Raw genomic sequence first — 23,549 nt, forward strand, 5'->3', positions numbered from 1 at the left:
ACGATGTTACTAACTCTAAGCCTTTCAAAAATTATATGACGTCATAAATAGATGCGGCAAAACTCTTTTGTTCACCCTGCGCAGGGGGAGGGGGACACATGGGGCTATGTGTAGCGGGGAAATCGGGTAAATATGGCTGAGAGGCGCTGCAAACACTGAAAAAGAGGGTTCATCTGAGTCGGGAAAAGTGTTGGGATAGCCGGGAAAGTGGAATTATGTTTTCCCGATTGCTTCCCGATGTTTTCCTGTGGTTTTCCCGATAGGTCTATAAGTAAAAAGCTTGTTATAATGAGGGTTTATAAAGATATTTTCCCTTTCTCCCGATACATAGGTAGGGGGTGTGGGTCCCCTATTTCATCATCCGATCAATTGCGAGTTTGCCTCTATGCGTGAGATGCCATGAGCTGCCGGATTTATTGATGAATTGGCGCTGTCTATGCGTCGTGAGGTTGTTTGAAACGGTGGCTGGAGCGATTGTTGGATTCAGGTTTTTAATTGCATGCGTGGTGGTTGCAGTTTCGAGCCCTTCAAGATCAGAAATGGAGATGAGGAGTTGATCGGCGCAGTTTGTGATGACCTCGCCTTCAACGACTTGAAAGCCGTCATCTGAGAGGCGGTAGAGAAACTCTCTGGATTGATACCCACGGAGCTTGTGAGCGATCCAGCGAACGCACTTAGGGCGATCTTCTGAAGAGGGCTCAACGCGCAGCTCGTGGACGGCGTAGGGGATCTGATTGACGTTCTGGTTTCCACCTGCCCCGCTAATGCCTTTCCCTTTTGTGTTGCCGGATGGGTGGTGAAGGTAGAGAGCTGCAGTGTTGGCCGATGAGTGCTTGAAGGAAGCGCACGACGGTGCCGACTGGGCCGATACCGAAATCAATGCCCGCACGTTCCAAGACGGCTTTCCAAGAATCAAGGACCACAAGGGCTTAGTCATTTGATTCCAGCTCTTCTTTCAGCTCGCAGAGATTGGATGGAGAGCAGGACCAAGCGCCAGTACCAGCTTCCTGATCAGCACCCCAGAAAACGCAGCCTTTTTCCCATCGAAGATCGTTGGCGATGCCGAAATCTTCAGCAGTGTTTTGCCACATCTCATAGGCACCATCACCGCCGTCAGAGCCAATCCAAAGGACTTTGCCTTTGATTTCAGAGGAGATGTCGTAATCAAGGAATGACTTGCCACTGATGACACACCAAGCCATCGCGACTGCTGCAGTTGTTTTGCCAACTCCGCCTGGGCTAAACAGCAGCGCATCGTGTTTCCAAGGCAGGAACCCATCAATGAGCATCTGCTGGCGTTCGCCTTCTCGTGACTGATTGGCGTGACGGTTGCGGCGCTTGCCTGAATGGTGCTGGCTGATCGATAGGTTCCAGCGATCGGCAAGAGCTTCGAGCACTCGGCCTTCTATGTCCTGACGTTGAACTCTGCGGCAGGTGAGTTCAGAGATGATTGCCATCTCCTTGTTCCAGGTATCGATACTGCGGAGCCTGAGGTCTAGTAGCTCATCAACTTTCCGCTCGATGAATTGATCAAGCGGGAGATCTTCATCAGCAACCTCTGGAACTAGTTCAACAGGTGAGATCCCGTAAACCTTGGCCAGATCTGAATCTGGAGAGAGTGTCATTAGGTTGCCTCCAGCAGTTCTTGAACAGCCGCGGGGCAAGGAAGACCGAGTTCGTTCTGTTGAAACTGTCTGAGATCTTCTGCGATATAGGCGATGGATTTTAGCTGCGCTTCAACGCGTAGGCGATGCAGCTGTGAGAGGTCGTCGTGATCCCTCCAGATGGTCCTGAGGTGTGGTCGAAGAGCTGCTGCTTTGGCCTGTGCGTCTGATCCGGCTGCGCAGGCGGATTGGAATTGATTAGGGGTGCAGGTGTAGAGGTCGGGAATGTTCCACGCCTCGTCGTAGGCATCGTGAAATTGATCAAGGATGTGCGCCCATTGAGAGCGCTTGGTCTGGCTGGATAGAAGTTCCTGCGTAGTGGTAGGGGTTTGGAGGCGTTGACCCCTAGTCAGCTCCTTTCTCTATGGGGCATGAAGACTGCGGCCATGCCGCTGAACCCGCCTTTGTGGTGAATGAATGCCCATTGCGCCCCGCTGATGGTGATGGTGTCGCCTGGGCGTAGATCAGTGCCGGTATGGCAGAGGACAACTTCATCGTTGAATCTGCAATCAGCGTCTTTGACCCTGGAACAAACGGGGCAGGGTTGATTGTGCCCTGATGATTTCACTCACCCGCCTCCCAGGTATCAAGTTGCTGGATGATAGTTGTGCCGCGTTGCTTTGCGATCTGTCTGATGGCGCAGAGCAAAGCAGCGAATTGAAGATCGTTCTGCACGTCTGCTTGAAAGTCGTATTCAGGAGGCAGCGGGAGCGGTTCTGCAAACCGTGCTGCAGCTGCTTGTGTGACCGATTGAATGTGTTGGGTGTCGGTTGACTGCCGACCTCGGATAGAGTTCATTTGTAGAAAGCACGTTGTCTGAAGACCGCTGAGGGTGTGGAGACCCGAGGCGTTTTTTTCATAGTTGTGTAAAAGGCTTAAAACCCCATGCTTGCAGGTACTCGTAAACCGCTTGGCGGATGACGGTGCTGATGTCGGAGTTGTTTTGCCTGGCGATTGTTCCGAGGTGAGCGAACATCGGGCGAGGCATTCGAACCATGGAGCTACGATCTTTCACGCCGCCAAAACGGCACTCTTGATAGATGTATGCCTTGTGATCCGTGGGGGTCTGTAGAGCGTTCATGATCGCAATGTAGAACTGCTGATAGGGAGTCCCAACCCCCCAATCCGTGAGTTTCCGTATACCAAACACCTGCTGACATTTGATGGCAGCTGTTAATGGACTTACGGGAAAATTAGGGTAAAAATACCTACCCTTTTTTCTGATTGTTCAGGTGGTTAGTGAGGGCTGTCTCGTATTCATTGGCGCGATTACGGCAATCAATCGCCAGTTCAAGGTGATTCAAACCACCCCAGAAACCAGCCCGCAATGATTCCCACCTTTGCCCCGTTGTGAGAACGGTGGCGGTGTCTTCTTTGGCTTTGCCAACGACACGAGAGATGCGACTTGGCATCAATTGCCCTCCAGCGCTTCGAGGCGCATGGAGACCGTTGTGGTTTGCACCTTGAACGTCTCTTTCAGGTCTTTAACAATTTCCAGTAGGCATTCGAAGTTTTCATTCGCCTTTTCAGCTGTTTGCCTGTGTGAATTGGAGAAGAAAGCCGTTGTTGCCATTGCCATGGCGATCATTGGAATGACCTCATTGATGCCGTTCTCTTCGACAGCCTTGGTCAGTTCGTTCCTCAACTTCTCGGAGTAAGCCTGCATCTCATCGCTGGTGGATGGGAGGGTGCTCAGATCGAAGTCAGCCATCAGCTCTGCACCTCTGCGATCAGTTGATCCAGATGCGGGGCGTCGTAGGTCTCGACAGCATTTCTGCGTGTCGTTAGCTCTCTTTGACGGCGCTGATCCTCTTCCTTAGCTGCAGCAATCGTCAGCTCAATTAGGTGCTTGCGGATCGCAGCGATGTCGTAATGCACTGGGCCATTGGGTTTGCCAGTGGCGAAGATCCAATGATCACCAGGCAGCAGTTTGCGCTCACGGCGCATGAGTCGAAGGGTGCTTTGTGCGATACCAAGAAGCTCTGAAGCTTCCTGCTCGCGCACCCATTCAGGTGCGGTTTTCATTTGCGGGCTCTAGATCAGCCCCTTGGCTCTCAACACTGCAGCGCGAAGACCTTTCAATTCAGACCAGCGTTGAACCGCTGCTTCTTTCGAAGCAAACGGACGCCAGTCATCATCAGCAATCTTGCGATCAATAACTGAAACCACACGTTCAATCTCAGCTCGATCACTTGGATGGGCGAGCTTGATTGTGTGGCCGTTGACTACGACCTGCGCGGAAGCTGATTTAGAGAAACGGTCCTGCTTGCGTGCCATTTGCACAAGGGATAAACAGAAACCGACTCATCAGCCCGCAAACGGATGTAAGCAGTACGACCCGAAAAACGGGGAATAGCCAGAGGATCTGTGGGCTCTTAGGCGATGCGCTGCCAAGTCCCGCGACTATTTCATTCGGTGGCAACAAGAAGTTGCTGGGCCAATCTTCATCCGCAGGCGTAATCCTGTCAACAGGTGATCAGAAATATGTGTGCAAAAACCGCTATATGTGGTGCCCGGTTGCACACCGTTTGCACACACCCCGTAAGGTCAATCGCTGAGAAACCAGTCGGGGCGACAGGATTCGAACCTGCGACCTAGTGCTCCCAAAGCACCCGCGCTACCAAACTGCGCCACGCCCCGTTACCTGCATATAGTAGGGCCTGACGGGGATGTCGCCAAAACCATCTGCTGCAGAGGGTTTCGCTCTCGTGTCAGAAGTGGTCAAGAACCGCCATCTGCAAGCTTTTTGTCGCAGCTTTGTCGCTAGCTCACAAATTTTTTCACTAATTGTCTTTGGCTTGGCGTAGCCATTTCCCTGACTGGATTCTGGGTCTCTGAACCAGCTAAGTTCAACAGCCTCCCCCGCATAAAGGGTGATGGAGCAGAAATTATTTAGCAGATTGAGCCTGATTCCCCGAACTGCTCTGAGACGAGGTTGGATTGCATCTATAACCCTGCTTTCTCTTGTTTGCTCGTTCTTTCTATCTAAGCTTGACAATGATAGAAAAGCGTATGAATTGAAAAATACTAAGATTTTTATCCTGAAAGTGTTAGCTTTAAATCTATCACACGGGAATGAAGTTGGCCATTTATAAGATCTCAGAGAGATTCAATTCCACTGATGCTTCTATATGGCGAAAGATAAAGCATTCGGCCAACTGTGCTTCCTTGGCGTTCTTGAAGTTAGGTCCACCCAGCTCTGCAAAAGCCTTGATCGGAGCTGATAGACATGCAAGAGAAGCCAGTCGAACATCACTATACGCTTCAGAAAAGGAATAATTTTTCACTCCTAATGAAACTAAACGTGAGTGCCAGTGTGAAACAAGATCCTTAAAGTGGCCGTGCCTTTCAGCGGGGGGCTCGCTACCAAGAATTAAAAAAGCGACGTCTATTGCAGCAGCACTAATGGTGACTGTCTGCCAATCAATGATGAGAATACTAGGATTATTCTGATCATTGTTGTCGATCAATAAGTTGTCTGCTCTCAGATCTCCATGGACGATTGTCCGTGGACATTTTTGGAGTCGACTAAAAATCTCATCATGACGCATGACATATTCATCTAACAAGGTTACTGCTTCTTGTCCAATCCGTAGCCCGTAACATTCTTTGAGGTTTGTCCACAAAGGTTGAGGATCCACACGAAACCAGAAGTCATCGGTTGGAAGCCATGGGTAAGAATATTGATCGCAAGCCTGCCAGCAATCAGCATGCACAGAAGCAATACTTGAAAGTGATGCTTTTACTCCCTGATTATTTAGCCCATAAACCTGATCACCATTTTTCATGTATGATAGATCCTCCATTAGAATCCAACCCTTTCCACCCTGCGAATACGAAGCGAAGATTTTGGGCAATCGACCGTATATATGGGGGCTGATATGCCTATAAAATCCACTCTCTCTGTCGAAAGCCTTTAATCTTTCTCCAACTGAAAAAAACTCTGGTCGGTTTGTATGTATTTTTAGAATGATAGATTCGGGCAAGCCTTCATTCTCTTCTGAATATCTTGGAATAATGCGAAAAATCCTAGAAAGAAACCCTGTAGACTCGCCAATAGGCTCGAGTTTAAGATTAAGAATCACCTGATGATTAATAAAGCCTGACTTACGTAATACTGCTGTTAGCCATGAAGAAGTAATATTCAAGGGATTTTCAATTATTTGATTCATGCTGCTGATGTATAAAATGTATAAACTTCAATTTTAAAACGGAACCATGATTTTTGGTAAAAACTGCTTATCTTGAATTTTTAGAGGTCTAAGTTATAATAATCCACTGTTCTATCGAGAGTGATAGGGCTTTGACGATTGCAAACAGCGCCATCGACGCAAGGTCAATTCGGCTACCGGGGAAAGTTATCGGAATGCAAGCCATCGTCAACGATCTGCTTGAGCGAACCAATGCCATGGCAGAAAGCTGCAAAGACTGGTGAACAGCTACAGCAGCAGTCACTGGCACTGCTGAAAAACAATTAAGAGCAGATCAACGGAAGTTTTGAGACGTATCGCCTAGCTCTGGCAGACCTGCAGCAGCAAACCAACGATGCAAGCCGTTCAGTCGGTGCTTTGAACACTGCTGCTCAGAGCAACCGAGAGCTGATCAAAAAAGCAGTCAACATCACAGAACAGGCGATCCGCATCGCTGGTCTAGAGGCAAAGAAGGCAGTCGCCGAGGTCATGGAAGACCTGCTCAGTAGCCTTTTTTGGCCCTGGAAGTGATGGGCATCAGTGAGCAACAGCAGGCGCTGCAGTTGAACACCGATGGGGTTGACCCCAACCGAGGCGTCTACTTGACCCGTGATATCTGCGCCGGGTGAATGACATCCACAGCGGCAAGTGCAACGCCAGAGGTGCCGACATTGAGCGACCGCTGCTTTGACCTTCAATGCACAAGAGCTACATCAACCCGATATTGGGGATTAGTGGCATGACTGAGGAGTCGGCCCGTGAGGAAGTGACTGGGGATTCCTGCAAGCCAAACGGTTCACCGGTGCTCGGGCGTCCTGGTGGATCGGGCTGCCGCTGAACGAGTATTGGCCGGAGTTGCTAGTTGATTGCAGCCTTGATTACTAAGCAAGCCCTGACTATCTCTGCTCAACTGTGCTCAATCGTGCCAGGCATTGAAGGCTGATTTGTGGGATTATTGGCGAGATTGAAAAAATAAGAAGCCCCTGCAGTTGCAGGGGTTTTGTGGGCGTAGGCTACATTGTAATAAAGGCACGATAAATAATATTAAAAATCAGGTAATAAGGCTTTTTTAGCACAAAGTCTGGTGGTGCTCGTCTGTGCAGCAGCCATAAAATGACCCGCCAGCAGCTGTACCTTCCAACTCCTCGTCTGAAATCTTGGTCCGAACTTCATCAGCAGAAATACTAAACCCAGCCTCTTTCGCAATTGCAACTACTGCATCAGGATTAGCAGCTGCTTTAAGTTTCTCTTGCAAACTGTCGTCTCCCTGAACCTTCTCAATAAAGGCTTTCAACTGCTCTTCTGGCATGGGTATCAGGAGTCTTTAATGGTTATAGCAATGGTCTACTGCAGCGTCTTAAGTTAATACTTAATGTGCTCAATCGTGCCAGGTATTGAAGGCTGATTTGTGGGCTGTTTGGAGTGATTGTAGAAATAAAAAATACCTGAGGTCGTAGGGGTTTTGGTTGGCTTACCCTGCCCGTCTTCAGTGTTGGGTACAGCATCGCAGACCAGTGTATTGGCACTTCGTATCGCACCACTCGTAAGAAGTAATACCACCAGCGGCGCTTTCCATCTCCTCATCTGTCAGTTCTGATCGAATCTCTTCAGCAGTAATTACAAAACCAGCATCCTTAGCAATAGTCACTACTGCATCGGGGTCTGCTGCGGCTTTGAGCTTCTCCTGAAGGCTGGTGTCGCCTTGAACCTTCTCCATAAAGGCTTTGAGTTGCTCTTCTGACATGGGTTTCAGGAGTCTTTAACGGTTATAGCAACAACAACATGAAGTGTCTTTGGCTAACAATTACTGCAGTCAATCGTGCCAGGTATTGAATGCTGATTGATGGTCTTTTTGGGGTAATTGAAGAAATAAAAACTCCCTTGAGGCGGCAGGGGCTTTTGAAGGAGTAACTTAGAGAGTGTCAGTACATAAATCCGTCACTATTTACACTATAAATCTGACAGCGTATCGGGGCAGCAATACACAGAAAAGCAAGCGACGCTGTCGCTTTTCAGAGAGTCACCTACCCCAGCCGCACGTTCCAGCTCTGCGTTTGAAAGTTCTGATTGCTGAGCGTTCTTCAAGTCGTCAGCAGAGATACTAAAACCAGCCTCTTTTGCAATCGCACAAACTCCATCAGAATTAGCAGCTGCTTTGAGCTTCTCCTGAAGGCTGGCGTCGCTTGTGAACTTTTCCAGGAATGCCTTAAGTTTTTCTTCTGACATGAGATAGCCGCAAATACCGCAGTCACAGCACTGTTCTACTGCAGATTCTTTGGTTTGTAATTTCTGTTCTTATTTGTGCCAGCTATTGCAAGACGATTTAGGCTGTTATTTGAACCAATAAAGAAACAAAAAGCCCGCGCCATCTTAGCGAGGATTTGATTGTTAGACCTAGATGAATTCACTGCATCGACAGTATTCATCAATCCACTCTTATGCCCTCCAGGAATCGATGATCATTCCTCTTGAGATAGGTCGACCATTTTCATATGTTGGCTTTTAGCGTTTCCTGCCAGGTTTCTCTGTATCCCGCATCAGCGGCAGGTTTTGCTGCATCTTCTGGATAAAAGGGCTTTAACTACTCGCCCTTTGCATGAGTTGTTTGCTTTTTATCAGAATTCAAGAAAAGCCTGATTTTGCTTCTGCCTGATTGATTTCCTCAACTCCAGGAGCATCGTGATTGAGTGAAGTGCAATCAAATTGGTTTTGCTAAACGACTCAAATTCTTCATCTGGTCTCCAGGTCTAGTTTTTTTCCATTGATGGATACGATTTAACTTGTACTTCTTGGAGTTTTGAGATGTCGATCCAGCAGTTCAGGAAGACGCTCAAAAAGATCCGGTTTGAAAACGTAGTCAACCGCACCATTGTCCATTGATTCCTGCCGCTTGACATCGTCATTGAATGCTGTGACGACAAGGATCGGAACATTTTCTGTGCGCTTGTTTAGCTGTCGCAGACAAGTCAGCCCATCCATAACCGGCATCATCAGATCGATGAGGATCAGGTCAATCTCTTCTGCCTCCACGCACTCGAGTAATTCCTGACCGCTGCTGAAAGCGACAGGGAGTACACCTTCATCCAGCAACTCTTCCGCGATCAGACTGCGAAGCCGCGGATCATCATCGACAAAAGCGACCCGTGGTTTTTCATCCATGGTCAACTCTGGTCAGATGTCCCAATCATCACTTGGGTCCCAGCGGTGATGGTGAAGTGGGTCGCCTGAGATTCGAACTCAGGACCAATCGGTTAAAAGCCGAGTGCTCTACCGCTGAGCTAGCGACCCTCACTTGAGCCGGAACAACCGATCCGGAACAGGCTGTGCCCTCAAGCACCCAAGAAAAATATCACCCTGACCCACCGTCGTCCACGAGCTCTCCAGAATGGAGGTCCGCTTGAATTGGCTTGATGATTTGATCTGATCTGGTCAGGCGTTGATCCCAACCGCTTGAATCGGCATTCCGAGTTCAGGACTGTGAGCTGATGAATGGTTCGCCCAATCCAGAGCCGTTGAACATCGGTTCTCCAAGGATTGATCCTCAGGCCTGGGTTGCAGATAGTGCTGTTGTGATGGGAGATGTCGAGATCGCTGCAGGTGCAAGCCTTTGGCCGACTGCCGTGGCAAGGGGTGACATGTCAGCCATCGTGATCGGACCAGGCAGCAATGTTCAGGATGGTGCCGTTCTTCACGGTGATCCTGGATCGCCGGTGTTGATCGGATCCGATGTCACGATCGGCCATCGCGCAGTGGTTCATGGAGCCACCCTCGAAGACGGTTGTCTGGTTGGGATCGGAGCGATCGTTCTCAACGGTGTCACCGTTGGGGCAGGCGCGCTGGTTGCCGCCGGTGCAGTTGTGACACGTGATGTTCCACCCCGCAGCCTGGTAGCGGGTGTGCCCGCTCAGGTGAAGCGCGAACAGAGCGATTCAGCAGTGCTTGAACAGAAACAGCACGCAGTCCACTACGCCCATCTGGCTGCCAATTGGGCTGAATTGCTGCAAAACCAAACGGACTGACGCTTTCGATCCTTCGTTGCTCATGCATTCATTAGGATCTGCCGACCATCCCTAGAAACCATGGACCTTCGCGTCGTCATCGTGGCAGCTCCAATCCTGATTGCCCTGGGCTGGGCTGGATACAACATCAGCCGAGCTGCCATCGGTCAACTGCAAATGATGCTCAAGCGCGGAGAAGTCTGACCCTTTTGCTCACTTCTGTACCGATCGATAGGGTTGAGATCGGTTGATTGATCATTCTTGAGCGTCGGACCCGTCGTTGTCATTGGAGCCGGTTTGGCCGGTACCGAAGCTGCTTGGCAGGTTGCGCAAGCGGGGGTGCCGGTCCATCTGATCGAAATGCGCCCGCTTAGAAGATCTCCAGCTCATCACAGCAGTGAATTTGCTGAGCTTGTCTGCAGCAACAGCTTTGGGGCTCTCAGCAGTGATCGCGCAGCTGGTTTGCTGCAGGAGGAACTGCGTCGACTGGGATCATTGGTGATCCGAACCGCGGATGCTCATGCAGTGCCGGCAGGTGGTGCATTGGCTGTTGATCGCGGACGATACAGCGCCGCTTTGACAGAGATCCTTCAGCGGCATCCTCTGGTCACGATCGAACGTCGTGAACAGATGGATCTGCCTGACGCAGATCAAATCACGGTCCTGGCGACAGGCCCGCTGACCAGCGATGCACTGGCCAATCACCTTCGCGCCTTCACAGGCCGTGATGACTGTCACTTCTTTGATGCTGCAAGTCCGATCGTCGATGGTGAAACCATTGATATGAAAAAGGCTTTCCGAGCCAGCCGTTACGACAAGGGCGACGCTGATTACATCAACTGCCCGATGGATCAGCCTCGCTATAAAGACTTTCTGGGAGCGCTGCTGAGCGCCGAACAGGCTGAGCTGAAGGACTTCGAAAAAAACAGCGCCACTTTTTTTGAAGGGTGCTTACCGATCGAGGAACTTGCACGCCGTGGTGAAGACACCATGCGCTATGGACCGCTGAAGCCGATTGGTCTCTGGGATCCACGCTGGGGTGATGTCAACGATCGGGATGTGCGACGTGCCAGACGCGCCCATGCCGTTGTCCAACTGCGTCAGGAGGACAGAGACGGCCGCCTCTGGAATCTGGTTGGCTTCCAGACAAATCTCAAATGGGGCGAACAGAAACGGGTCCTGCGCATGATTCCAGGTCTTGAACAAGCTGAGTTCGTGCGCTTCGGCGTGATGCATCGCAACACCTTTCTCGAGGCCCCTGAGCTGTTGCACCCCACGCTTCAGTTCCGAACGCGTGAACGTCTTCTCGCCGCTGGGCAGATCACGGGTACCGAGGGGTATGCCGCTGCAGTTGCGGGTGGCTGGCTTGCTGGCACCAATGCAGCTCGCCTGGCTCTAGGACAATCAACGTTCGATCTGCCTCCCACGACCATGATTGGAGCGCTCACCCATTTCGTCAGTGAGGCCCCATCGGGCAAATTTCAGCCGATGCCTCCAAACTTTGGTTTGTTGCCTGCTCTGCCTGAAAGGATCAGAGACAAACGCCGTCGCTATGGCGCTTACAGGGACAGAGCACTGAATGATTTGCTGCTAGCAACACAGAAGCAGGAGTCTGTTGATGTCGCCTGTCCTGCCTGAAGACCGGCTGATTGAGCGCCGATCGCTGAAGATCGGTGTTTATGCCAGCGCCCTGATGGCGGTGGCAGGTGTCTGCGTTCACTTGATTTCAGGCTCATACGCTTTATTGCTGGATGGCCTCTATTCAGCGGTGATGGTGGGTTCTGGCCTTGTGGCCGCAAGGATCAGTCGCAACGTCGTGCGACCGCCAGATCGCGCCTATCCCTTCGGCTACGACGGACAGGAAGCGTTGTACGTGCTCTTTCGTTCTCTGCTGCTGATGGGGGTGCTTTCTTTTGCTGCGATTTCAGCTCTCAGCACCGTGATTGATTACGCCTACGGAGTTCCCGTGAGCTCCGTTCGCCTCGGGCCTGTCGCGTGGTATTCGATTGCCATGGTGGCCACATGCTGGGGGCTGGCCTGGCGCCATCATCACGACTGGTGCCGGACAGGGCGTCACTCCCAGATCCTGCTCACCGAAGCCAAGGCAGCACGGCTTGATGGACTGATTAGTGGTCTGACTGGTCTGGCATTGCTCGGGGCACCGTTGCTCAATGGCACGATGCTGTCCGATCTGATTCCGGTCACCGACTCGTTACTGGTGCTGGTGGTGAGTCTTTTGGTGTTGCGCGAGCCCTTACAGGGCTTTCTGATCGCTCTGGGACAGGCAGCTGGTGCCTCGGCCGAGACCGATCTGATCCGCAGCACCCGGCTCGCCCTGGAGGATCTGCTGGCAGGTCTGTCTTGCTGGCTTCTTGATCTCACGGTTTATCAGGTCGGTCGGACGGCCTTTGTGGTCGTTTATTTGAATCCAAGTCAACCGATGGACGGAGGCTCCATCGACCTGATCCGTGATCGCATCCAGCAGCGATGTCAGTCCCTGCTCAACTGTCCTGTTCGCACCGAAGTGATTCTGACCGCAACTCCACCCTTCGCTGCAGCCGGTGTTTCCTAGGGTCTAAGGCTGCAGCAATTTCTGAGGTGTGGCCGTGAGCTCAAACCCAGACTGGGATGTGATCGTGATCGGCTCAGGTATAGGAGGGCTGGTGACGGCATCACAGCTGGCTGCCAAAGGAGCCAGAACCCTGGTGCTTGAGCAGTACCTGATTCCAGGAGGTTCAGGTGGCAGCTTTCAACGCAGGGGTTATACCTTCGACGTTGGTGCTTCGATGATCTTCGGATTCGGCGAGCACGGGCACACCAATTTGCTCACGAGGGCTCTTGCCGATGTGGGGCAGAGCTGCGAGACGGTGCCAGATCCGGTGCAACTGGAATACCACCTCCCTGATGGTCTGACCATGGCCGTTGATCGAGACTATGAGGGATTCATCGCCAGGATGAGCGCCAGATTTCCCGATGAAGCGAAGGGGATCAGAGCCTTTTATGACACCTGTTGGCAGGTCTTTCGCTGTCTTGATGCCATGCCGCTTCTCTCGCTTGAGGATCCGGCCTATCTGGCCAAGGTCTTTTTCAGGGCACCCCTTGCTTGCCTGGGACTGGCTCGCTGGCTGCCTTTCAATGTGGGGGATGTGGCTCGCAAACACATCCGCGATCAGGACTTGCTTCGGCTGATCGATATGGAGTGTTTCTGTTGGTCGGTGATGCCAGCCGATCGCACCCCCATGATCAATGCCGGCATGGTCTTTTCCGACCGCCATGCCGGCGGCATCAATTACCCCAAGGGTGGCGTCGGGACGATCGCCGAGAAGCTGGTGGCAGGTCTTGAAGCTCATGGCGGCACCATCCGCTATCGGACCCGCGTCAAGAAGGTTCTGATCGAACAAGGTCGTGCCGTCGGCGTTAGCCTTACCGATGGTCAAGAACTCAGAGCCAGTCGCATCGTGAGCAATGCCACTCGCTGGGATACCTTCGCTGGAGAAGGTTCACCGGAGAGCACGCTGGTCACAAAGGATCACACGCCTGCAGCCGAATCCACCTGGCGTCGTCGTTATCAACCTTCCAGTTCGTTTCTTTCAGTCCACCTCGGGGTAAGGGCAGATGTTGTGCCCGAGGGGTTCCACTGCCATCACTTGTTGCTGGAGGACTGGAATGAACTTGAAGCCGAGCAGGGAGTGATCTTTGTTTCCATTCCAACCCTGCTGGATCCATCCCTGGCACCTGAGGGTCGGCATATCGTTCACTGCTTCACCATGAGTGATATCCAGCACTGGAACGATCTGAAGCCCAAGGAATACAGAGCCAAAAAGCAGCTTGATGCGACCCGACTGATCCAGCGGCTCGAGTCAATTCTTCCGGGTTTATCGCAGGCCATCGAACTTCAGGAGGTCGGAAGTCCTCGTACCCATCGTCGCTTCCTCGGGCGGATGGGCGGTTCCTATGGACCAATTCCGGCAGGTCGACTGCCGGGGCTGCTGCCGATGCCGTTCAATCGAACGGGTTTGAACGGTCTCTATTGCGTTGGAGACTCCTGCTTCCCGGGCCAGGGATTGAATGCGGTTGCCTTCAGTGGCTATGCCTGCAGCCATCGCATCGGAGCGGATCTCGGTCTGAATCCCTGGGCCCTTCCCGCCTGAATCTGACCACATCAGACCTGATCAGCTGTTTAGGGTCAATCTGAGAATTTCATCGCCATGGCATCAGCTCCTCAACCCAGTTCTGCTGAACTTGCGCGCTACCTGGAACAACGCGGTGAGCTGGGGAAGCCCTGGATGCTGCAGATGCTGCGACTCTCAAAACTGAAGGAAGCGCGTGATCAGATGACCCCTGAGACCTACCTCAAATCAATTCAGGAGGCCCACGCTGACCTCATGCGTCTGGGTGAATTCTGGAAGGGTCGAGAACAAGAAGTCTTCAACGGTGATTACCGCCCCAACGATGTCATCGAGCCATTGCCGGGTTCACCGGAGGATCGCTGAGTGATGCCTGCCGCGCTTCAGGAGCGGTTTCGACTTTCGCCGTTGATCAGGTGGACTTTGATCAGCGTTTATCTGGCTCTCGTTCTGCCGTTGCCGTTGATGGCACCTCCAGGGTTGAAGCTCAGCCTCTGGGTTGCTGCACCGATCGGACTGGCACTGGTGCTGGCCATGCTCAGTGAGCAGGTGAACGTGGATGAAAACGGGATCAGCGTGGGCCATCCCACTTGGTGCAACTGGTTGATTCGTCGTGGTTGGCAGCTGCAGTGGAATGAGATCAAGCGGCTGGTTCCCGTCGGCACAAGCCAGGGAGGAAAGGTTTATTACCTCACCACAACCAACCAGGATCAACGGCTGCTTCCGCAACGCCTCGAAAAGTTTGATCGTTTTCTCTCAATCATTGAGCAGAGAACAGGTCTTAAGACAGCCTCGATTCGACGGTTAACTCCACCCTGGACCTACCAGCTGCTGTTTGGTCTGGCGCTTGGCATGCTGATCGTGGAATCCGCGGTAGCCATGGGCGTCGGATACGGGTGGATTGTTATTCCGGAAGGTTATCCAGGCTGAATCGGTAGCCCTGCTGACGAACCGTGGTAATGCCACCACCCTCACCAAGACCGGCCTGTTCAAGTTTGCGTCGGAGCGTCAAGACTTGTGTGTCCACAGAGCGTGGGCCGCCGCTGAAAGGAGGCCAGGCCATTCTCAGAAGCTCCTGTCGGCTGCGCACCATTCCAGGTGGCATAAGCAGTGCACACAACAACGCGAATTCGCGAGGGCTGAGTTCCACCGGTTGCTCGCGCAGGGTCACCTGCCGAAGAAGCAGATGCACCTCAAGGGGGCCAACGGCAACACGTTCCTGAAGTCCGCTACGACCTCGCTTGAGCAAAGTGCGACAGCGTGCCGCCATCTCTTCAAGACCAAAGGGTTTGCGCAGCACGTCATCCGCGCCGTCATCAAGCAATCCCACAACAGGTTCAGCCCCGTTGCGGGCTGTCAGCACAATCACCGGACAGCGCAATTGCTGGCCAAGTCTCAGGGCAGAACTCTGTTCCAGCAGTTCAGCACTTACCAGTAGGTCCGGGGACTGCTCCTGGCAGAGCTCAAGGGCTTCCTGCGATGACGACACCGCAGCAGTGAGATGGCCGTCCTGGCGCAGACGCTGAACAAGGACGGTTCTCAGTGTCGGATGAGGTTCAACAACAAGAACACGTGCGGGTTCTCGAGAAGGAATCGCGGGAACAGTCAGTTGCTGCACAGGAGCCTGACCGGTTCCATGGGCGAGGAGATCGCGGGAGGAGGAGGTCACAAGGCGTCCGAAAGCCGTCTTACGCTAATGCCATTCCTAAGGCACGCTGGTAACAGAGGCTGCCGTCCTCACCAAAGATGACATCTCTTCAGCACCCGGAGGCCATTCGCCACTTCCAGGCGCTCTGTGATGCATGCCAGGAACTGACGACTCGCTATCACGGCCCATCCGAGCTTCGCCTCTATGCAGACGGTTACTTGCACGCTCTGCGCAGAACTGGTGATCTCGACCCAAGGGAATTGTCCAAGCTCGAGACATTGATTGAACGCTGGATTCTGGATCCATCCAGTTTCATCGGTCCTGACGGGGATGTGAGCGCTCTCTACAGACACCCGAATCAGTATTGAGCCTCTGCGGTCATGGGCATCAATCGCCATTCACTTGAGGCGGTCAGAACGGTCAGCGTCAGCGGAGGGCAGATTGAGCTCCGCTGCTACCGACCTCACTGCGACGAAGCTGCTGATCGGGTTCCCCTGCTGCTCACACACGGCGGTCCGGGTGGTTCAAGTGTTGGGCTCTATGACGCTCTGCACCCCCTCGCAGACCGACGACCGACGATTTTCTACGACCAGCTGGGGTCCTATGCATCACCGGCTGATCTGTCGCCTGAGCAGATGACCCTGAAGCGCTTCGCGACGGAGCCGCTGCGCATTCTTGATCAGCTCAGAATGCCCCGTGCCCATGTATTCGGACATTCATGGGGTGGTGCCGTCATGACGCAGTTCTGCCTTGATCATCCAGATCGAGTCAAAGCCCTGTTGCTCTCATCTCCTCTGTTGTCCACACAAAGGTGGATTGCCGATTGCAATCAATTGACTAAAAACATTCAACTGGAGCTTGGGGGATCAGTACATCTGGAAGAGGAATTTGAACGTCGACACTTCTGTCGTTCTGCGCGGGCATCAGATCAAGATGCTTTGCGTTGTGAACGTGAACGAGGGAACCACAAGCTGTACACGCAGATGTGGGGGCCGAGTGAATTCCAGCATCACGGAATGCTCAGCGACCTTGACCTATTTCCAGGCTTTAAGGATTTGTCGAATCCTACGCTACTCATCTGCGGTGAATTCGACACAGCAACACCTCAAACCATGCAGGATGCACGATCCGCAATTGGTGAATGTGCACAACTGGAAGTGCTCAAGGATGCAGGACATAAAACCTACATTGATCGCAACCAGGCATTCGTTGAGCTGATCAACGATTTTCTGATTCAGCTGGACTGATCAGCTGGCCAGAGCGATCTCCAACTTCTCCTTAAGAGTGCCCTCGTTGTACATCTCGATCAGAATGTCGGAACCACCCATAAATTCGCCTTTGACATAGACCTGAGGGATTGTGGGCCAATCGGAAAACTCTTTGATCCCCTGACGAACTTCGGGATCCGAGAGCACATCAAAACTCTCAAAGCTCACACCAAGTGCATTGAGAATCTGCACAACATTGTTGGAGAAGCCGCACTGTGGCATCAACTTGGTGCCCTTCATGAACACGAAGATCGGGCTCGACTGGATCAGGCTCTCGATGCGGGATTGGGTCTGTGAGTCCATGGGAATCGGGCGATGAGAGAAAGAGGTGAATCAGTTGGGTGTGGAGGTGTTGAGAGCAAGGGCGTGAATCGCCTCAGAAGCCAGCTCCTCCCGCAAGGCTCGGTAAACAAGCTGATGTTGCCGGATGCGGTTGAGACCGTCGAAGGCAGTCGACACAACACTCACCTGAAGATGATCACCACCACCGGTGAGATCCTCAACGCTCACCTGCGCATCTGGGATAGCGCGACGAATTGCGGAAGAGACGGCGTCAGGCTGAACCACGGAACAGAGCTTGAACTCAATTGATGCTGGCAGATGGATGTCGCGTGTGACTCAGATCACTCACCAGCGCTCGCGCCCCGGTAGGGGGTATCGACGAAGCCGAGTTCGAGTAAACTCTGATAAGCCTTCTGACCTTCCGGCTTGGCTGGTGTCATCAATCGAACAACTTCAACCAGCACAGGCACAGCAATTTCGGGCTGTCCCTGCCGGCGGAAGAGCGCTGCAAGACGGAGGTTTGACTGAGCGAGCAGGGCCAGTGCCGCACGTCCCTTGGTATCCATTTCCCTGGGGATCCGGGCATCGAGACCACGGAATGATCCAGAGAGGTCGCGGTAGAAGGCCAGAAGTTGCTTGGACGCTGTCCTGGCGTTGTCGTAATCCTTCTTGGCCTGAGCCAGGTTGCCGGATGCCACTGCTGCATCTCCACGCTGAATCAAGGCTTCAACGGACGAGACATTGAATCCCGATCCACTTGAAGCAAGCACTTTGGTGGTGGATCCGGATGGATCTGATTCCGACTGGGCCAATGCAGGGGTGATGCACAAACCTGCAGTCAGGGCAAACGCTGTGCAAAGAAGGCGGGTGCCCATGAAACCAAACTTGAATGCGCGGACTTTAAGTGCAATTCAGCGGTCGTCCGATGGCCTCTCGGGCCGCTTGTTCAGCCGTATGCATCCGCTCGGCCAGCAGATGATTGAAGCGAAGGGCCTCCTCCTTGCCCCTGCCATCAACAAACAAAGGTTGGCCGAAACAGATTGCTGAGCGGCTGCGTGGACCTGGAACAGCAGGGTTGTAGGCAAGACCAACAGGGACAACCTGCACATCGATCCCACGCCGATGAGCCAGTTGTGCCAGTCGGACTGGTCCCTGTTCCAACGTGATTGGTGCGTCTGTTCTCCTGATGCGTCCCTCAGGAAAGACAACCAGCTGCTGACCGCTCTCAAGCAGGTCGAGAGCGAATCTCAGGGTTGTCAGCGAAGGTTTGTCTTGGTCGACCGCGAAACAGCCCAGGCGATGCAGGAACCAACCCTGCAATCCGGACATTTCTGTTCTTGTGACCATGAAACGGCAGTCACGCCCAGTGATCCGTCGTCCGGCTGCCATGGGGATCATCAGGGCATCCCACCGGGCTCTGTGCGTTGGAGCGAGAAGAACCGGACCATCCTTCGGAAGGTTCTCGGAACCAAGAACGATTCTGGCGCGTAGGTAATGAAGAGCCATGTCCTGGGTCAAAAACATGGCAAGCGGCGCCCAGAAGGGATCGATCCCCGTGTCGAGGGCAGATGAACGCTTCGTCAGGCTGCTGGACACCGCCTCGAACTAAAAATCCACTCATGAGAAATTACCGGGGAAGACCCAGCAGCAAGGACTCTGCTGGGCAGTTGATCCTTCGGCCGCATCGGATCACGTGCTGAATAGGATTCACGCCTTTGCAACAACTGATCGTGGCCAGCCTCGGGGTGAATATCGACCACATCGCGAATGTCCGGCAGGCCAGGCGCACCGTGGAGCCCGATCCTGTTCCCATGGCTCTGCTGGCAGAACTCGGAGGAGCTGACGGCATCACCGTTCATTTGCGTGAAGATCGTCGTCATATCCAGGACCGTGATGTGGATCTGCTCAGGCAGACAGTCCGCAGCAGGTTGAATCTGGAAATGGCGGCCACCGACGAGATGGTTGAGATTGCTGTACGGGTCAAGCCCGACATGGTCACGCTCGTGCCAGAACGACGTGAAGAGGTCACCACCGAGGGTGGGCTGGATGTGGAAGGTCAGCTCCCGCAACTGAAAAAAATGGTGCAGAGACTCCATGACAAAGGCATCCCCGTCAGCCTTTTCGTGGATCCGGATCAGTCGCAGCTGACGGCCAGTCGCGATGCGGGAGCACGCTGGGTTGAACTGCATACCGGCACCTACGCAGAAGCCGCTTGGACTGAACAACCCCGTGAGCTGGCACGTTTGACTGAAGCCACGGCTTTTTCCCGTTCCCTCGGTTTGCGCGTCAATGCAGGCCATGGCCTCACTTACCAGAACGTGGAACCAGTAGCGGCCATCGAGGGAATGGAGGAGCTAAACATCGGCCACACGATCGTGGCCCGTGCACTGGCTGTGGGTTTGAAAACCGCAGTGAGTGAGATGCGCTCCCTGGTTCAGAATCCACGCCGTGAGCCCTTGTTCGCCAGCAAAAATTGATGACCACCTACTACTTCGTTGCAGCAAGCGAGCGATTCCTCACAGAGGAGGAGCCCTTGGAGGAAGTTCTCAAGGAAAGACGGCGCAACTACAAAGAAAACGGCAAGGAGATCGACTTCTGGCTGGTTCGCCAACCTGCTTTTCTCAATGCGGAGGAGATGAAGACGGTCTGTGATCAGCTGCCGCAGCCCGCTGCGGCTGTCGTTTCCACAGACTCGAACTTCATTACTTTTATGAAATTGAGGCTTGAGTTTGTTCTTGATGGATGTTTTGAGGCACCCAGCGCTGAGATTCCAGATGCCATCGCAACGGCTGATTGAAAACTTTTCAATCCTCATTTATGGAAAGAACCGCAACTCTCTAGCCTGATGTTTGAGTATTCATCAGAGACAAAAGATTATGAATTAAGTAGTTTCTCTTCAAGCATCATGTTAAAACCTAAAAGTTGTTCGTCACTGAGCTGCTGCCTTGAGCTGGCCTGGAGGTTCTGGTTCAGAAAATCCTTTGCCTGTTGCTGACTCCACTGCAGCCGTTTGAGAATTTCATCACCCTGTGTGACTAAATCCGATCGACGTAAAGGAATCTCCGCGTGCATGGGATCACTTCCTGGTGAAAGCACACGAAGACGTTTGAGATAGGACACAAGATCACTGAAGCGTGTGAGCCGATGGCGACTTGCATGGCCGAAGGCTCGCTCGAGATAGATCTTTTCACTGTCACGATCCCATCCCACCCTTTGAAGTTCGAGGTCAATGGCGGTGAGCTCCTCACTCCAGTCCTCTGGATCAATGGGTGCTTCGCTGGGTGTTTGAGGATCAGGCCCCCTCTCAACCATTGAGGAGGCATCAACAGATGGAGTCAACTGAGGCGCCATGGACTGCAGGACCTGCATGGGTTCCTCGGAAGCCGTTATCTCTGGCGGGGCGACTCGCTTGATCGGCACGGGCTGCTTCGAGCCAGCAGTCTGAGTTTTGCTCTCGATGCTTGTCTCAGCGGACGTGATCGCTGCCTCCTCGGCTGTGGGTGGCTTTGAGGAACTGAACCTTGAATGAAGTCGCTCGAGAGCCTGATCCTCTGCCTCTGAGACGCTGCGACCCTCACCGAGAGAGCTCCCGAGCGGTGTGGTTCCCTCATAGGCCTCAACGAGAACAACGCATCGGTCGGCACTGATATGGCAGAGCTGGGCGTGGGTTCGCATTCCACTAATCAATGTCTTCCATTTCTAGGCTGTAGGTATGGATACAGCTGCCCTCTCGTCACTCACGGCCTGGTTGGATGGCGTTGACCAGCTGGGTGAACTGCTGCCGCTGTTGCCGGTCCTTATCACACTGGAATTCATCCTATCCGCTGACAATGCGATTGCATTAGCAACAATCGCACGAGAACAACGTGATCCCAGACTGGAACGTCGAGCGTTAAATCTCGGCATTGTGATGGCGTTCGGTTTGCGCGTCGGACTGATTTTGATGGCGCAATATGTACTTGCTTTTCCTCCGATTCAGCTCATTGCAGGCGTTTATCTGCTCTGGCTCTGCTTCAGTCATTGGAATTCTTCAACGGATCAGATCAGCGAGAAATCACAGGAAACATCAACCAACCCGATTCGTTTCAGTCGAACGGTGTTGACCCTGGCGATTACCGACCTCGCCTTTTCGATTGACAGTGTTGCTGCAGCGGTTGCGATCAGTGATCAGTTGCTACTTGTATTGACGGGTGCCTTGATCGGAGTGGTCGCTTTGCGTTTCACCTCAGGACTCTTCATTCGATGGCTGCAGATTTATCCACGACTGGAAACGGCCGGCTTCCTAGCCGTGGGATTTGTTGGTCTCAAATTGCTGGTGTTAACGGCTATGCCGACGCTGCATCCATCAGAACTGCTGACTCTTGCGGCTGTGATCGGCTTGATGATCTGGGGATTTTCACTGCGTGAATCTCCTGCAGCAGAGGAGTCCTGAGCTGATGCTCGTGGAACTCCGACAAACCGGTAGCGAGCAACTGCTTGATCGTGTGGAGCTGGATGAGCCACCTTCCCCAGGACGTTGGTTCCTTCACGAAGACAACAGTTTTCTGGTGATGCAGCGCCGTCACCGTTACCGACTCCATTCCGGTCATTACCAGTTGAGTTCAGTTGTGTTGATGGTGAAACCTCAGAAGCGACCTGCCGATGCACACTGGTTTCAGCATGGATGGGTCATTGGTGATCCAGCCTGTCGTTTCAATGCCCGAAGTCCGCTGATGCGCTGTGCCGTGATTCCGGAAGGCCCATGCGAGCGTTGCAGTCACTGGTCCGCATGACATCAATGAAACGTGAGCGTTGTTGGGTCTGGTTTCGCGGTGGTCTGAATCAGAAGTCCCATTGGCAAGGCGGCTTTTATGCCACCACAGATGAACAGGAGGGTGTTTTGATCCAATATGGCAACTACCGCGATACCAGGGTTCCCGCTTGGCGGGTGACGCAACAAGAACCCTCCGATCCACATGCTGCTCCAGAGATTCCTGAGAATGCCGTCTGGAAGATCACCTGAATGTGTTCTGCTCAAGCCTTTGCAACAGTCAAAGAGCGGGTTTTGGCCGCCTCCTAGGGTGAAAGATTCGGCTTCATCACGATCGTCGAGTCCTCTGTCACGGTCAATTCACAGGTCGGTTTCGAAGACCTGGGACTTGGAGAACCCCTGCTCAAGGCGCTGAGGGAAAAGGGGTACATCCACCCGTCGCCGATTCAGGAACAGGCCATTCCAGCGGTGATCCGTGGTCGCGACGTGATGGCGGCGGCACAGACTGGTACTGGCAAAACAGCTGGATTCACCTTGCCGATGCTTGAGCGACTTCGACATGGCAGGCGCTCTGGTCGTGGTCAGGTGAGGTCGCTGGTCTTGACACCGACCCGTGAACTGGCTGCTCAGGTCCATGAGAACGTGCGTGCTTACGGGCATCACCTTCCCTTGCGCAGTGATGTGGTGTTTGGCGGAGTCAAGATCAATCCGCAGATCGAGCGACTGCAGGGCGGTGTGGATCTGCTGGTGGCGACACCGGGCCGACTGCTTGATCTCCATCAGCAGAGTGTTGTGCGTTTTGATCAGTTGGAATGTCTCGTGCTGGATGAAGCGGATCGAATGCTTGATATGGGCTTCATCCATGACATCCGCAGATTGATTCGGCTGATGCCCGAGCATCGACAGACCCTGCTCTTCTCCGCCACGTTCAGCCCACCGATCCGAAAGTTGGCAACCGGATTGCTGCTTCAACCCCTGCAGATTCAGGTCACACCGGAAAATCAGACCGCACGTTCCGTTGAGCAGGTCGTTCACCCCTGTGACATGAAACGGAAATCGGAGCTTCTGAGTCATCTGATCAGAAGCGGGAATTGGCGTCAGGTTTTGGTGTTTTCGCGGACCAAGCATGGAGCCAATCGGGTCGCGGAGAAACTCAGCAAGGAAGGACTGGAAGCGGCCGCGATCCATGGCAACAAGAGCCAGGGGGCTCGTACCCGTGCCCTTCAGGGCTTCAAGCAGGGCAGTGTGCGGGTGCTTGTGGCGACCGACATTGCTGCACGGGGAATTGATATCCAGCAGTTGCCGCACGTGGTCAACCTTGATCTTCCCAACGTGGCGGAGGATTATGTCCATCGCATTGGTCGCACCGGGCGCGCCGGTGAAACCGGTCATGCCATTTCGCTTGTTGCCGCTGAGGAATCCCTCCTCCTGAAGGCAATTGAGCGACTCACAGGCGAAGCGTTGCGCAAGGAACAGGTGAAGGGATTCGAGCCAACGATTTTGACGGCACCACCCCTGGACCTTGGCGGTGGTAAACGGCGCAGTCATCAACGCAGCAATCAGCGCACTCGTCACAGCACAACTCCCGAATCACGCCAGCGCAGACGCTGAACAGTGCCATG

General features: G+C 53.3%; 33 protein-coding genes and 2 tRNA genes. 15 read left to right on the forward strand and 20 right to left on the reverse strand.

Annotated features, from left to right (window positions below):
- Positions 1–349: 349 nt before the first annotated feature.
- The 14 genes from SynBIOSE41_RS08415 to SynBIOSE41_RS08480 form a co-directional block, all read right to left on the reverse strand.
- Positions 350–937 carry a hypothetical protein gene (locus SynBIOSE41_RS08415; protein WP_186540519.1) on the reverse strand — a complete coding sequence of 196 codons (588 nt, stop codon included), beginning with the start codon at positions 935–937 and terminating at the stop codon, positions 350–352.
- Positions 930–1,625 (reverse strand): AAA family ATPase, encoded by a 696-nt coding sequence (locus SynBIOSE41_RS08420; RefSeq protein ID WP_186540521.1) that lies wholly within the window; start codon positions 1,623–1,625, stop codon positions 930–932. Before SynBIOSE41_RS08420 ends, SynBIOSE41_RS08415 begins: the two co-directional genes overlap by 8 nt.
- A 603-nt stretch (positions 1,626–2,228) precedes the next feature.
- On the reverse strand, positions 2,229–2,462 hold the full coding sequence (locus tag SynBIOSE41_RS08425) for a hypothetical protein (protein ID WP_186540523.1): 234 nt from the start codon (positions 2,460–2,462) through the stop codon (positions 2,229–2,231).
- A gap of 410 nt (positions 2,463–2,872) precedes the next feature.
- Positions 2,873–3,076: a hypothetical protein gene (locus SynBIOSE41_RS08430; RefSeq protein ID WP_186540525.1), complete on the reverse strand. Its 204-nt coding sequence runs from the start codon at positions 3,074–3,076 to the stop codon at positions 2,873–2,875.
- Positions 3,076–3,330: a hypothetical protein gene (locus tag SynBIOSE41_RS08435; protein ID WP_186540527.1), complete on the reverse strand. Its 255-nt coding sequence runs from the start codon at positions 3,328–3,330 to the stop codon at positions 3,076–3,078. Before SynBIOSE41_RS08435 ends, SynBIOSE41_RS08430 begins: the two co-directional genes overlap by 1 nt.
- A 44-nt stretch (positions 3,331–3,374) precedes the next feature.
- Positions 3,375–3,689 carry a hypothetical protein gene (locus SynBIOSE41_RS08440; protein ID WP_186540529.1) on the reverse strand — a complete coding sequence of 105 codons (315 nt, stop codon included), beginning with the start codon at positions 3,687–3,689 and terminating at the stop codon, positions 3,375–3,377.
- A gap of 9 nt (positions 3,690–3,698) precedes the next feature.
- Positions 3,699–3,941 (reverse strand): hypothetical protein, encoded by a 243-nt coding sequence (locus SynBIOSE41_RS08445; RefSeq protein WP_186540531.1) that lies wholly within the window; start codon positions 3,939–3,941, stop codon positions 3,699–3,701.
- A gap of 289 nt (positions 3,942–4,230) precedes the next feature.
- Positions 4,231–4,304 (reverse strand) — tRNA-Pro (locus tag SynBIOSE41_RS08450).
- Between the two features lie 449 nt (positions 4,305–4,753).
- Positions 4,754–5,836: an oxidoreductase family protein gene (locus tag SynBIOSE41_RS08455; RefSeq protein WP_186540533.1), complete on the reverse strand. Its 1,083-nt coding sequence runs from the start codon at positions 5,834–5,836 to the stop codon at positions 4,754–4,756.
- 1,087 nt (positions 5,837–6,923) lie between these two features.
- Complete coding sequence (locus tag SynBIOSE41_RS08460) at positions 6,924–7,163, reverse strand: Nif11-like leader peptide family natural product precursor (RefSeq protein ID WP_186540535.1); 240 nt, start codon at positions 7,161–7,163, stop codon at positions 6,924–6,926.
- Positions 7,164–7,340: 177 nt separating this feature from the next.
- A complete protein-coding gene (locus SynBIOSE41_RS08465) occupies positions 7,341–7,598 on the reverse strand; it encodes a Nif11-like leader peptide family natural product precursor (protein ID WP_186540537.1) in 258 nt (85 codons plus the stop codon).
- Between the two features lie 206 nt (positions 7,599–7,804).
- Entirely contained in the window at positions 7,805–8,080 is a 276-nt protein-coding gene (locus tag SynBIOSE41_RS08470; RefSeq protein WP_186540539.1) for a Nif11-like leader peptide family natural product precursor, read from the reverse strand.
- 549 nt (positions 8,081–8,629) lie between these two features.
- Entirely contained in the window at positions 8,630–9,013 is a 384-nt protein-coding gene (locus SynBIOSE41_RS08475; protein WP_186540541.1) for a response regulator, read from the reverse strand.
- A 57-nt stretch (positions 9,014–9,070) separates the two neighbouring features.
- A tRNA-Lys gene (locus tag SynBIOSE41_RS08480) sits at positions 9,071–9,142 on the reverse strand.
- Positions 9,143–9,339: 197 nt separating this feature from the next.
- Here SynBIOSE41_RS08480 and SynBIOSE41_RS08485 point away from each other — a divergent pair.
- Genes SynBIOSE41_RS08485 through SynBIOSE41_RS08515 form a run of 7 tightly spaced genes read left to right on the forward strand, consistent with a single transcriptional unit; the run spans position 9,340 to position 14,909 of the window.
- Positions 9,340–9,873, forward strand: coding sequence for a gamma carbonic anhydrase family protein (locus SynBIOSE41_RS08485; protein WP_186540543.1), 534 nt, complete (start codon positions 9,340–9,342; stop codon positions 9,871–9,873).
- A 60-nt stretch (positions 9,874–9,933) separates the two neighbouring features.
- Positions 9,934–10,056 carry a photosystem II protein Y gene (locus tag SynBIOSE41_RS08490; protein WP_186540545.1) on the forward strand — a complete coding sequence of 41 codons (123 nt, stop codon included), beginning with the start codon at positions 9,934–9,936 and terminating at the stop codon, positions 10,054–10,056.
- A gap of 57 nt (positions 10,057–10,113) precedes the next feature.
- Complete coding sequence (trmFO, locus tag SynBIOSE41_RS08495; RefSeq protein WP_186540547.1) at positions 10,114–11,490, forward strand: FADH(2)-oxidizing methylenetetrahydrofolate--tRNA-(uracil(54)-C(5))-methyltransferase TrmFO; 1,377 nt, start codon at positions 10,114–10,116, stop codon at positions 11,488–11,490.
- Entirely contained in the window at positions 11,471–12,424 is a 954-nt protein-coding gene (locus SynBIOSE41_RS08500; protein WP_186540549.1) for a cation transporter, read from the forward strand. The genes trmFO and SynBIOSE41_RS08500 overlap by 20 nt, the downstream gene beginning before the upstream one ends.
- Before the next feature lie 28 nt (positions 12,425–12,452).
- A complete protein-coding gene (gene crtH, locus SynBIOSE41_RS08505; protein WP_255476011.1) occupies positions 12,453–14,003 on the forward strand; it encodes a carotenoid isomerase in 1,551 nt (516 codons plus the stop codon).
- A 57-nt stretch (positions 14,004–14,060) separates the two neighbouring features.
- Positions 14,061–14,345 carry a hypothetical protein gene (locus SynBIOSE41_RS08510; protein WP_186540551.1) on the forward strand — a complete coding sequence of 95 codons (285 nt, stop codon included), beginning with the start codon at positions 14,061–14,063 and terminating at the stop codon, positions 14,343–14,345.
- A 3-nt stretch (positions 14,346–14,348) separates the two neighbouring features.
- Positions 14,349–14,909: a hypothetical protein gene (locus SynBIOSE41_RS08515; RefSeq protein ID WP_186540553.1), complete on the forward strand. Its 561-nt coding sequence runs from the start codon at positions 14,349–14,351 to the stop codon at positions 14,907–14,909.
- Here the strand turns inward: SynBIOSE41_RS08515 and SynBIOSE41_RS08520 are convergent.
- Positions 14,884–15,648 carry a response regulator transcription factor gene (locus SynBIOSE41_RS08520; RefSeq protein ID WP_370594207.1) on the reverse strand — a complete coding sequence of 255 codons (765 nt, stop codon included), beginning with the start codon at positions 15,646–15,648 and terminating at the stop codon, positions 14,884–14,886. The genes SynBIOSE41_RS08515 and SynBIOSE41_RS08520 overlap by 26 nt on opposite strands.
- Before the next feature lie 77 nt (positions 15,649–15,725).
- On the opposite strand from SynBIOSE41_RS08520, the gene SynBIOSE41_RS08525 reads away from it, so the two are divergent.
- Positions 15,726–15,995, forward strand: coding sequence for a DUF6761 family protein (locus SynBIOSE41_RS08525; RefSeq protein WP_066907364.1), 270 nt, complete (start codon positions 15,726–15,728; stop codon positions 15,993–15,995).
- A gap of 12 nt (positions 15,996–16,007) precedes the next feature.
- Entirely contained in the window at positions 16,008–16,874 is an 867-nt protein-coding gene (locus SynBIOSE41_RS08530) for an alpha/beta fold hydrolase (RefSeq protein WP_186540555.1), read from the forward strand.
- On the opposite strand, the gene grxD is transcribed toward SynBIOSE41_RS08530, so the two are convergent.
- Genes grxD through SynBIOSE41_RS08550 form a run of 4 tightly spaced genes read right to left on the reverse strand, consistent with a single transcriptional unit; the run spans position 16,875 to position 18,773 of the window.
- Positions 16,875–17,198, reverse strand: coding sequence for a Grx4 family monothiol glutaredoxin (gene grxD, locus SynBIOSE41_RS08535; RefSeq protein WP_066907371.1), 324 nt, complete (start codon positions 17,196–17,198; stop codon positions 16,875–16,877).
- A 30-nt stretch (positions 17,199–17,228) separates the two neighbouring features.
- A complete protein-coding gene (locus SynBIOSE41_RS08540; RefSeq protein ID WP_066907374.1) occupies positions 17,229–17,462 on the reverse strand; it encodes a BolA family protein in 234 nt (77 codons plus the stop codon).
- 56 nt (positions 17,463–17,518) lie between these two features.
- The gene (locus SynBIOSE41_RS08545) at positions 17,519–18,052 is read right to left on the reverse strand and encodes a hypothetical protein (RefSeq protein WP_066907376.1); all 534 of its coding nucleotides are present in this window, start codon (positions 18,050–18,052) and stop codon (positions 17,519–17,521) included.
- Between the two features lie 25 nt (positions 18,053–18,077).
- Complete coding sequence (locus tag SynBIOSE41_RS08550) at positions 18,078–18,773, reverse strand: 1-acyl-sn-glycerol-3-phosphate acyltransferase (RefSeq protein ID WP_255476012.1); 696 nt, start codon at positions 18,771–18,773, stop codon at positions 18,078–18,080.
- 134 nt (positions 18,774–18,907) lie between these two features.
- Between SynBIOSE41_RS08550 and SynBIOSE41_RS08555 the strand changes: the two genes are divergently transcribed.
- A complete protein-coding gene (locus tag SynBIOSE41_RS08555; RefSeq protein ID WP_186540557.1) occupies positions 18,908–19,654 on the forward strand; it encodes a pyridoxine 5'-phosphate synthase in 747 nt (248 codons plus the stop codon).
- On the forward strand, positions 19,654–19,974 hold the full coding sequence (locus SynBIOSE41_RS08560; protein WP_186540559.1) for an MgPME-cyclase complex family protein: 321 nt from the start codon (positions 19,654–19,656) through the stop codon (positions 19,972–19,974). Before SynBIOSE41_RS08555 ends, SynBIOSE41_RS08560 begins: the two co-directional genes overlap by 1 nt.
- Positions 19,975–20,051: 77 nt before the next feature.
- Here the strand turns inward: SynBIOSE41_RS08560 and SynBIOSE41_RS08565 are convergent, their stop codons facing one another.
- The gene (locus tag SynBIOSE41_RS08565; protein ID WP_186540561.1) at positions 20,052–20,852 is read right to left on the reverse strand and encodes a hypothetical protein; all 801 of its coding nucleotides are present in this window, start codon (positions 20,850–20,852) and stop codon (positions 20,052–20,054) included.
- A gap of 37 nt (positions 20,853–20,889) precedes the next feature.
- On the opposite strand from SynBIOSE41_RS08565, the gene SynBIOSE41_RS08570 reads away from it, so the two are divergent.
- The 4 genes from SynBIOSE41_RS08570 to SynBIOSE41_RS08585 all read left to right on the forward strand — a co-directional run bounded on the left by SynBIOSE41_RS08570 (position 20,890) and on the right by SynBIOSE41_RS08585 (position 23,538).
- Positions 20,890–21,609, forward strand: coding sequence for a DUF475 domain-containing protein (locus SynBIOSE41_RS08570; protein WP_186540563.1), 720 nt, complete (start codon positions 20,890–20,892; stop codon positions 21,607–21,609).
- A 4-nt stretch (positions 21,610–21,613) separates the two neighbouring features.
- Entirely contained in the window at positions 21,614–21,949 is a 336-nt protein-coding gene (locus SynBIOSE41_RS08575) for a DUF6464 family protein (protein WP_186540565.1), read from the forward strand.
- Positions 21,946–22,179 (forward strand): hypothetical protein, encoded by a 234-nt coding sequence (locus SynBIOSE41_RS08580; RefSeq protein WP_370594208.1) that lies wholly within the window; start codon positions 21,946–21,948, stop codon positions 22,177–22,179. Before SynBIOSE41_RS08575 ends, SynBIOSE41_RS08580 begins: the two co-directional genes overlap by 4 nt.
- A 216-nt stretch (positions 22,180–22,395) precedes the next feature.
- Entirely contained in the window at positions 22,396–23,538 is a 1,143-nt protein-coding gene (locus SynBIOSE41_RS08585; RefSeq protein ID WP_370594209.1) for a DEAD/DEAH box helicase, read from the forward strand.
- The last annotated feature ends 11 nt before the right edge of the window (positions 23,539–23,549 follow it).

Source organism: Synechococcus sp. BIOS-E4-1 (assembly GCF_014279995.1).
Taxonomy (GTDB): Bacteria; Cyanobacteriota; Cyanobacteriia; order PCC-6307; family Cyanobiaceae; genus Synechococcus_C.

Coding starts and splice junctions, on each gene's coding strand:
- SynBIOSE41_RS08530 (WP_186540555.1), top strand. CDS start 16,008: ATGGGCATCAATCGCCATTCACTTGAGGCGGTCAGAACGGTCAGCGTC.
- SynBIOSE41_RS08435 (WP_186540527.1), bottom strand. CDS start 3,330: ATGCAGGCTTACTCCGAGAAGTTGAGGAACGAACTGACCAAGGCTGTC.
- SynBIOSE41_RS08580 (WP_370594208.1), top strand. CDS start 21,946: ATGACATCAATGAAACGTGAGCGTTGTTGGGTCTGGTTTCGCGGTGGT.
- SynBIOSE41_RS08570 (WP_186540563.1), top strand. CDS start 20,890: ATGGATACAGCTGCCCTCTCGTCACTCACGGCCTGGTTGGATGGCGTT.
- SynBIOSE41_RS08420 (WP_186540521.1), bottom strand. CDS start 1,625: ATGACACTCTCTCCAGATTCAGATCTGGCCAAGGTTTACGGGATCTCA.
- SynBIOSE41_RS08430 (WP_186540525.1), bottom strand. CDS start 3,076: ATGCCAAGTCGCATCTCTCGTGTCGTTGGCAAAGCCAAAGAAGACACC.
- SynBIOSE41_RS08440 (WP_186540529.1), bottom strand. CDS start 3,689: ATGAAAACCGCACCTGAATGGGTGCGCGAGCAGGAAGCTTCAGAGCTT.
- SynBIOSE41_RS08445 (WP_186540531.1), bottom strand. CDS start 3,941: ATGGCACGCAAGCAGGACCGTTTCTCTAAATCAGCTTCCGCGCAGGTC.
- SynBIOSE41_RS08500 (WP_186540549.1), top strand. CDS start 11,471: ATGTCGCCTGTCCTGCCTGAAGACCGGCTGATTGAGCGCCGATCGCTG.
- SynBIOSE41_RS08465 (WP_186540537.1), bottom strand. CDS start 7,598: ATGTCAGAAGAGCAACTCAAAGCCTTTATGGAGAAGGTTCAAGGCGAC.
- SynBIOSE41_RS08415 (WP_186540519.1), bottom strand. CDS start 937: ATGACTAAGCCCTTGTGGTCCTTGATTCTTGGAAAGCCGTCTTGGAAC.
- SynBIOSE41_RS08515 (WP_186540553.1), top strand. CDS start 14,349: ATGCCTGCCGCGCTTCAGGAGCGGTTTCGACTTTCGCCGTTGATCAGG.
- SynBIOSE41_RS08545 (WP_066907376.1), bottom strand. CDS start 18,052: ATGGGCACCCGCCTTCTTTGCACAGCGTTTGCCCTGACTGCAGGTTTG.
- SynBIOSE41_RS08490 (WP_186540545.1), top strand. CDS start 9,934: ATGGACCTTCGCGTCGTCATCGTGGCAGCTCCAATCCTGATTGCCCTG.
- SynBIOSE41_RS08460 (WP_186540535.1), bottom strand. CDS start 7,163: ATGCCAGAAGAGCAGTTGAAAGCCTTTATTGAGAAGGTTCAGGGAGAC.
- SynBIOSE41_RS08425 (WP_186540523.1), bottom strand. CDS start 2,462: ATGAACTCTATCCGAGGTCGGCAGTCAACCGACACCCAACACATTCAA.
- SynBIOSE41_RS08510 (WP_186540551.1), top strand. CDS start 14,061: ATGGCATCAGCTCCTCAACCCAGTTCTGCTGAACTTGCGCGCTACCTG.
- SynBIOSE41_RS08470 (WP_186540539.1), bottom strand. CDS start 8,080: ATGTCAGAAGAAAAACTTAAGGCATTCCTGGAAAAGTTCACAAGCGAC.
- SynBIOSE41_RS08485 (WP_186540543.1), top strand. CDS start 9,340: ATGAATGGTTCGCCCAATCCAGAGCCGTTGAACATCGGTTCTCCAAGG.
- SynBIOSE41_RS08560 (WP_186540559.1), top strand. CDS start 19,654: ATGACCACCTACTACTTCGTTGCAGCAAGCGAGCGATTCCTCACAGAG.
- SynBIOSE41_RS08475 (WP_186540541.1), bottom strand. CDS start 9,013: ATGGATGAAAAACCACGGGTCGCTTTTGTCGATGATGATCCGCGGCTT.
- SynBIOSE41_RS08525 (WP_066907364.1), top strand. CDS start 15,726: ATGACATCTCTTCAGCACCCGGAGGCCATTCGCCACTTCCAGGCGCTC.
- SynBIOSE41_RS08455 (WP_186540533.1), bottom strand. CDS start 5,836: ATGAATCAAATAATTGAAAATCCCTTGAATATTACTTCTTCATGGCTA.
- grxD (WP_066907371.1), bottom strand. CDS start 17,198: ATGGACTCACAGACCCAATCCCGCATCGAGAGCCTGATCCAGTCGAGC.
- SynBIOSE41_RS08565 (WP_186540561.1), bottom strand. CDS start 20,852: ATGCGAACCCACGCCCAGCTCTGCCATATCAGTGCCGACCGATGCGTT.
- SynBIOSE41_RS08575 (WP_186540565.1), top strand. CDS start 21,614: ATGCTCGTGGAACTCCGACAAACCGGTAGCGAGCAACTGCTTGATCGT.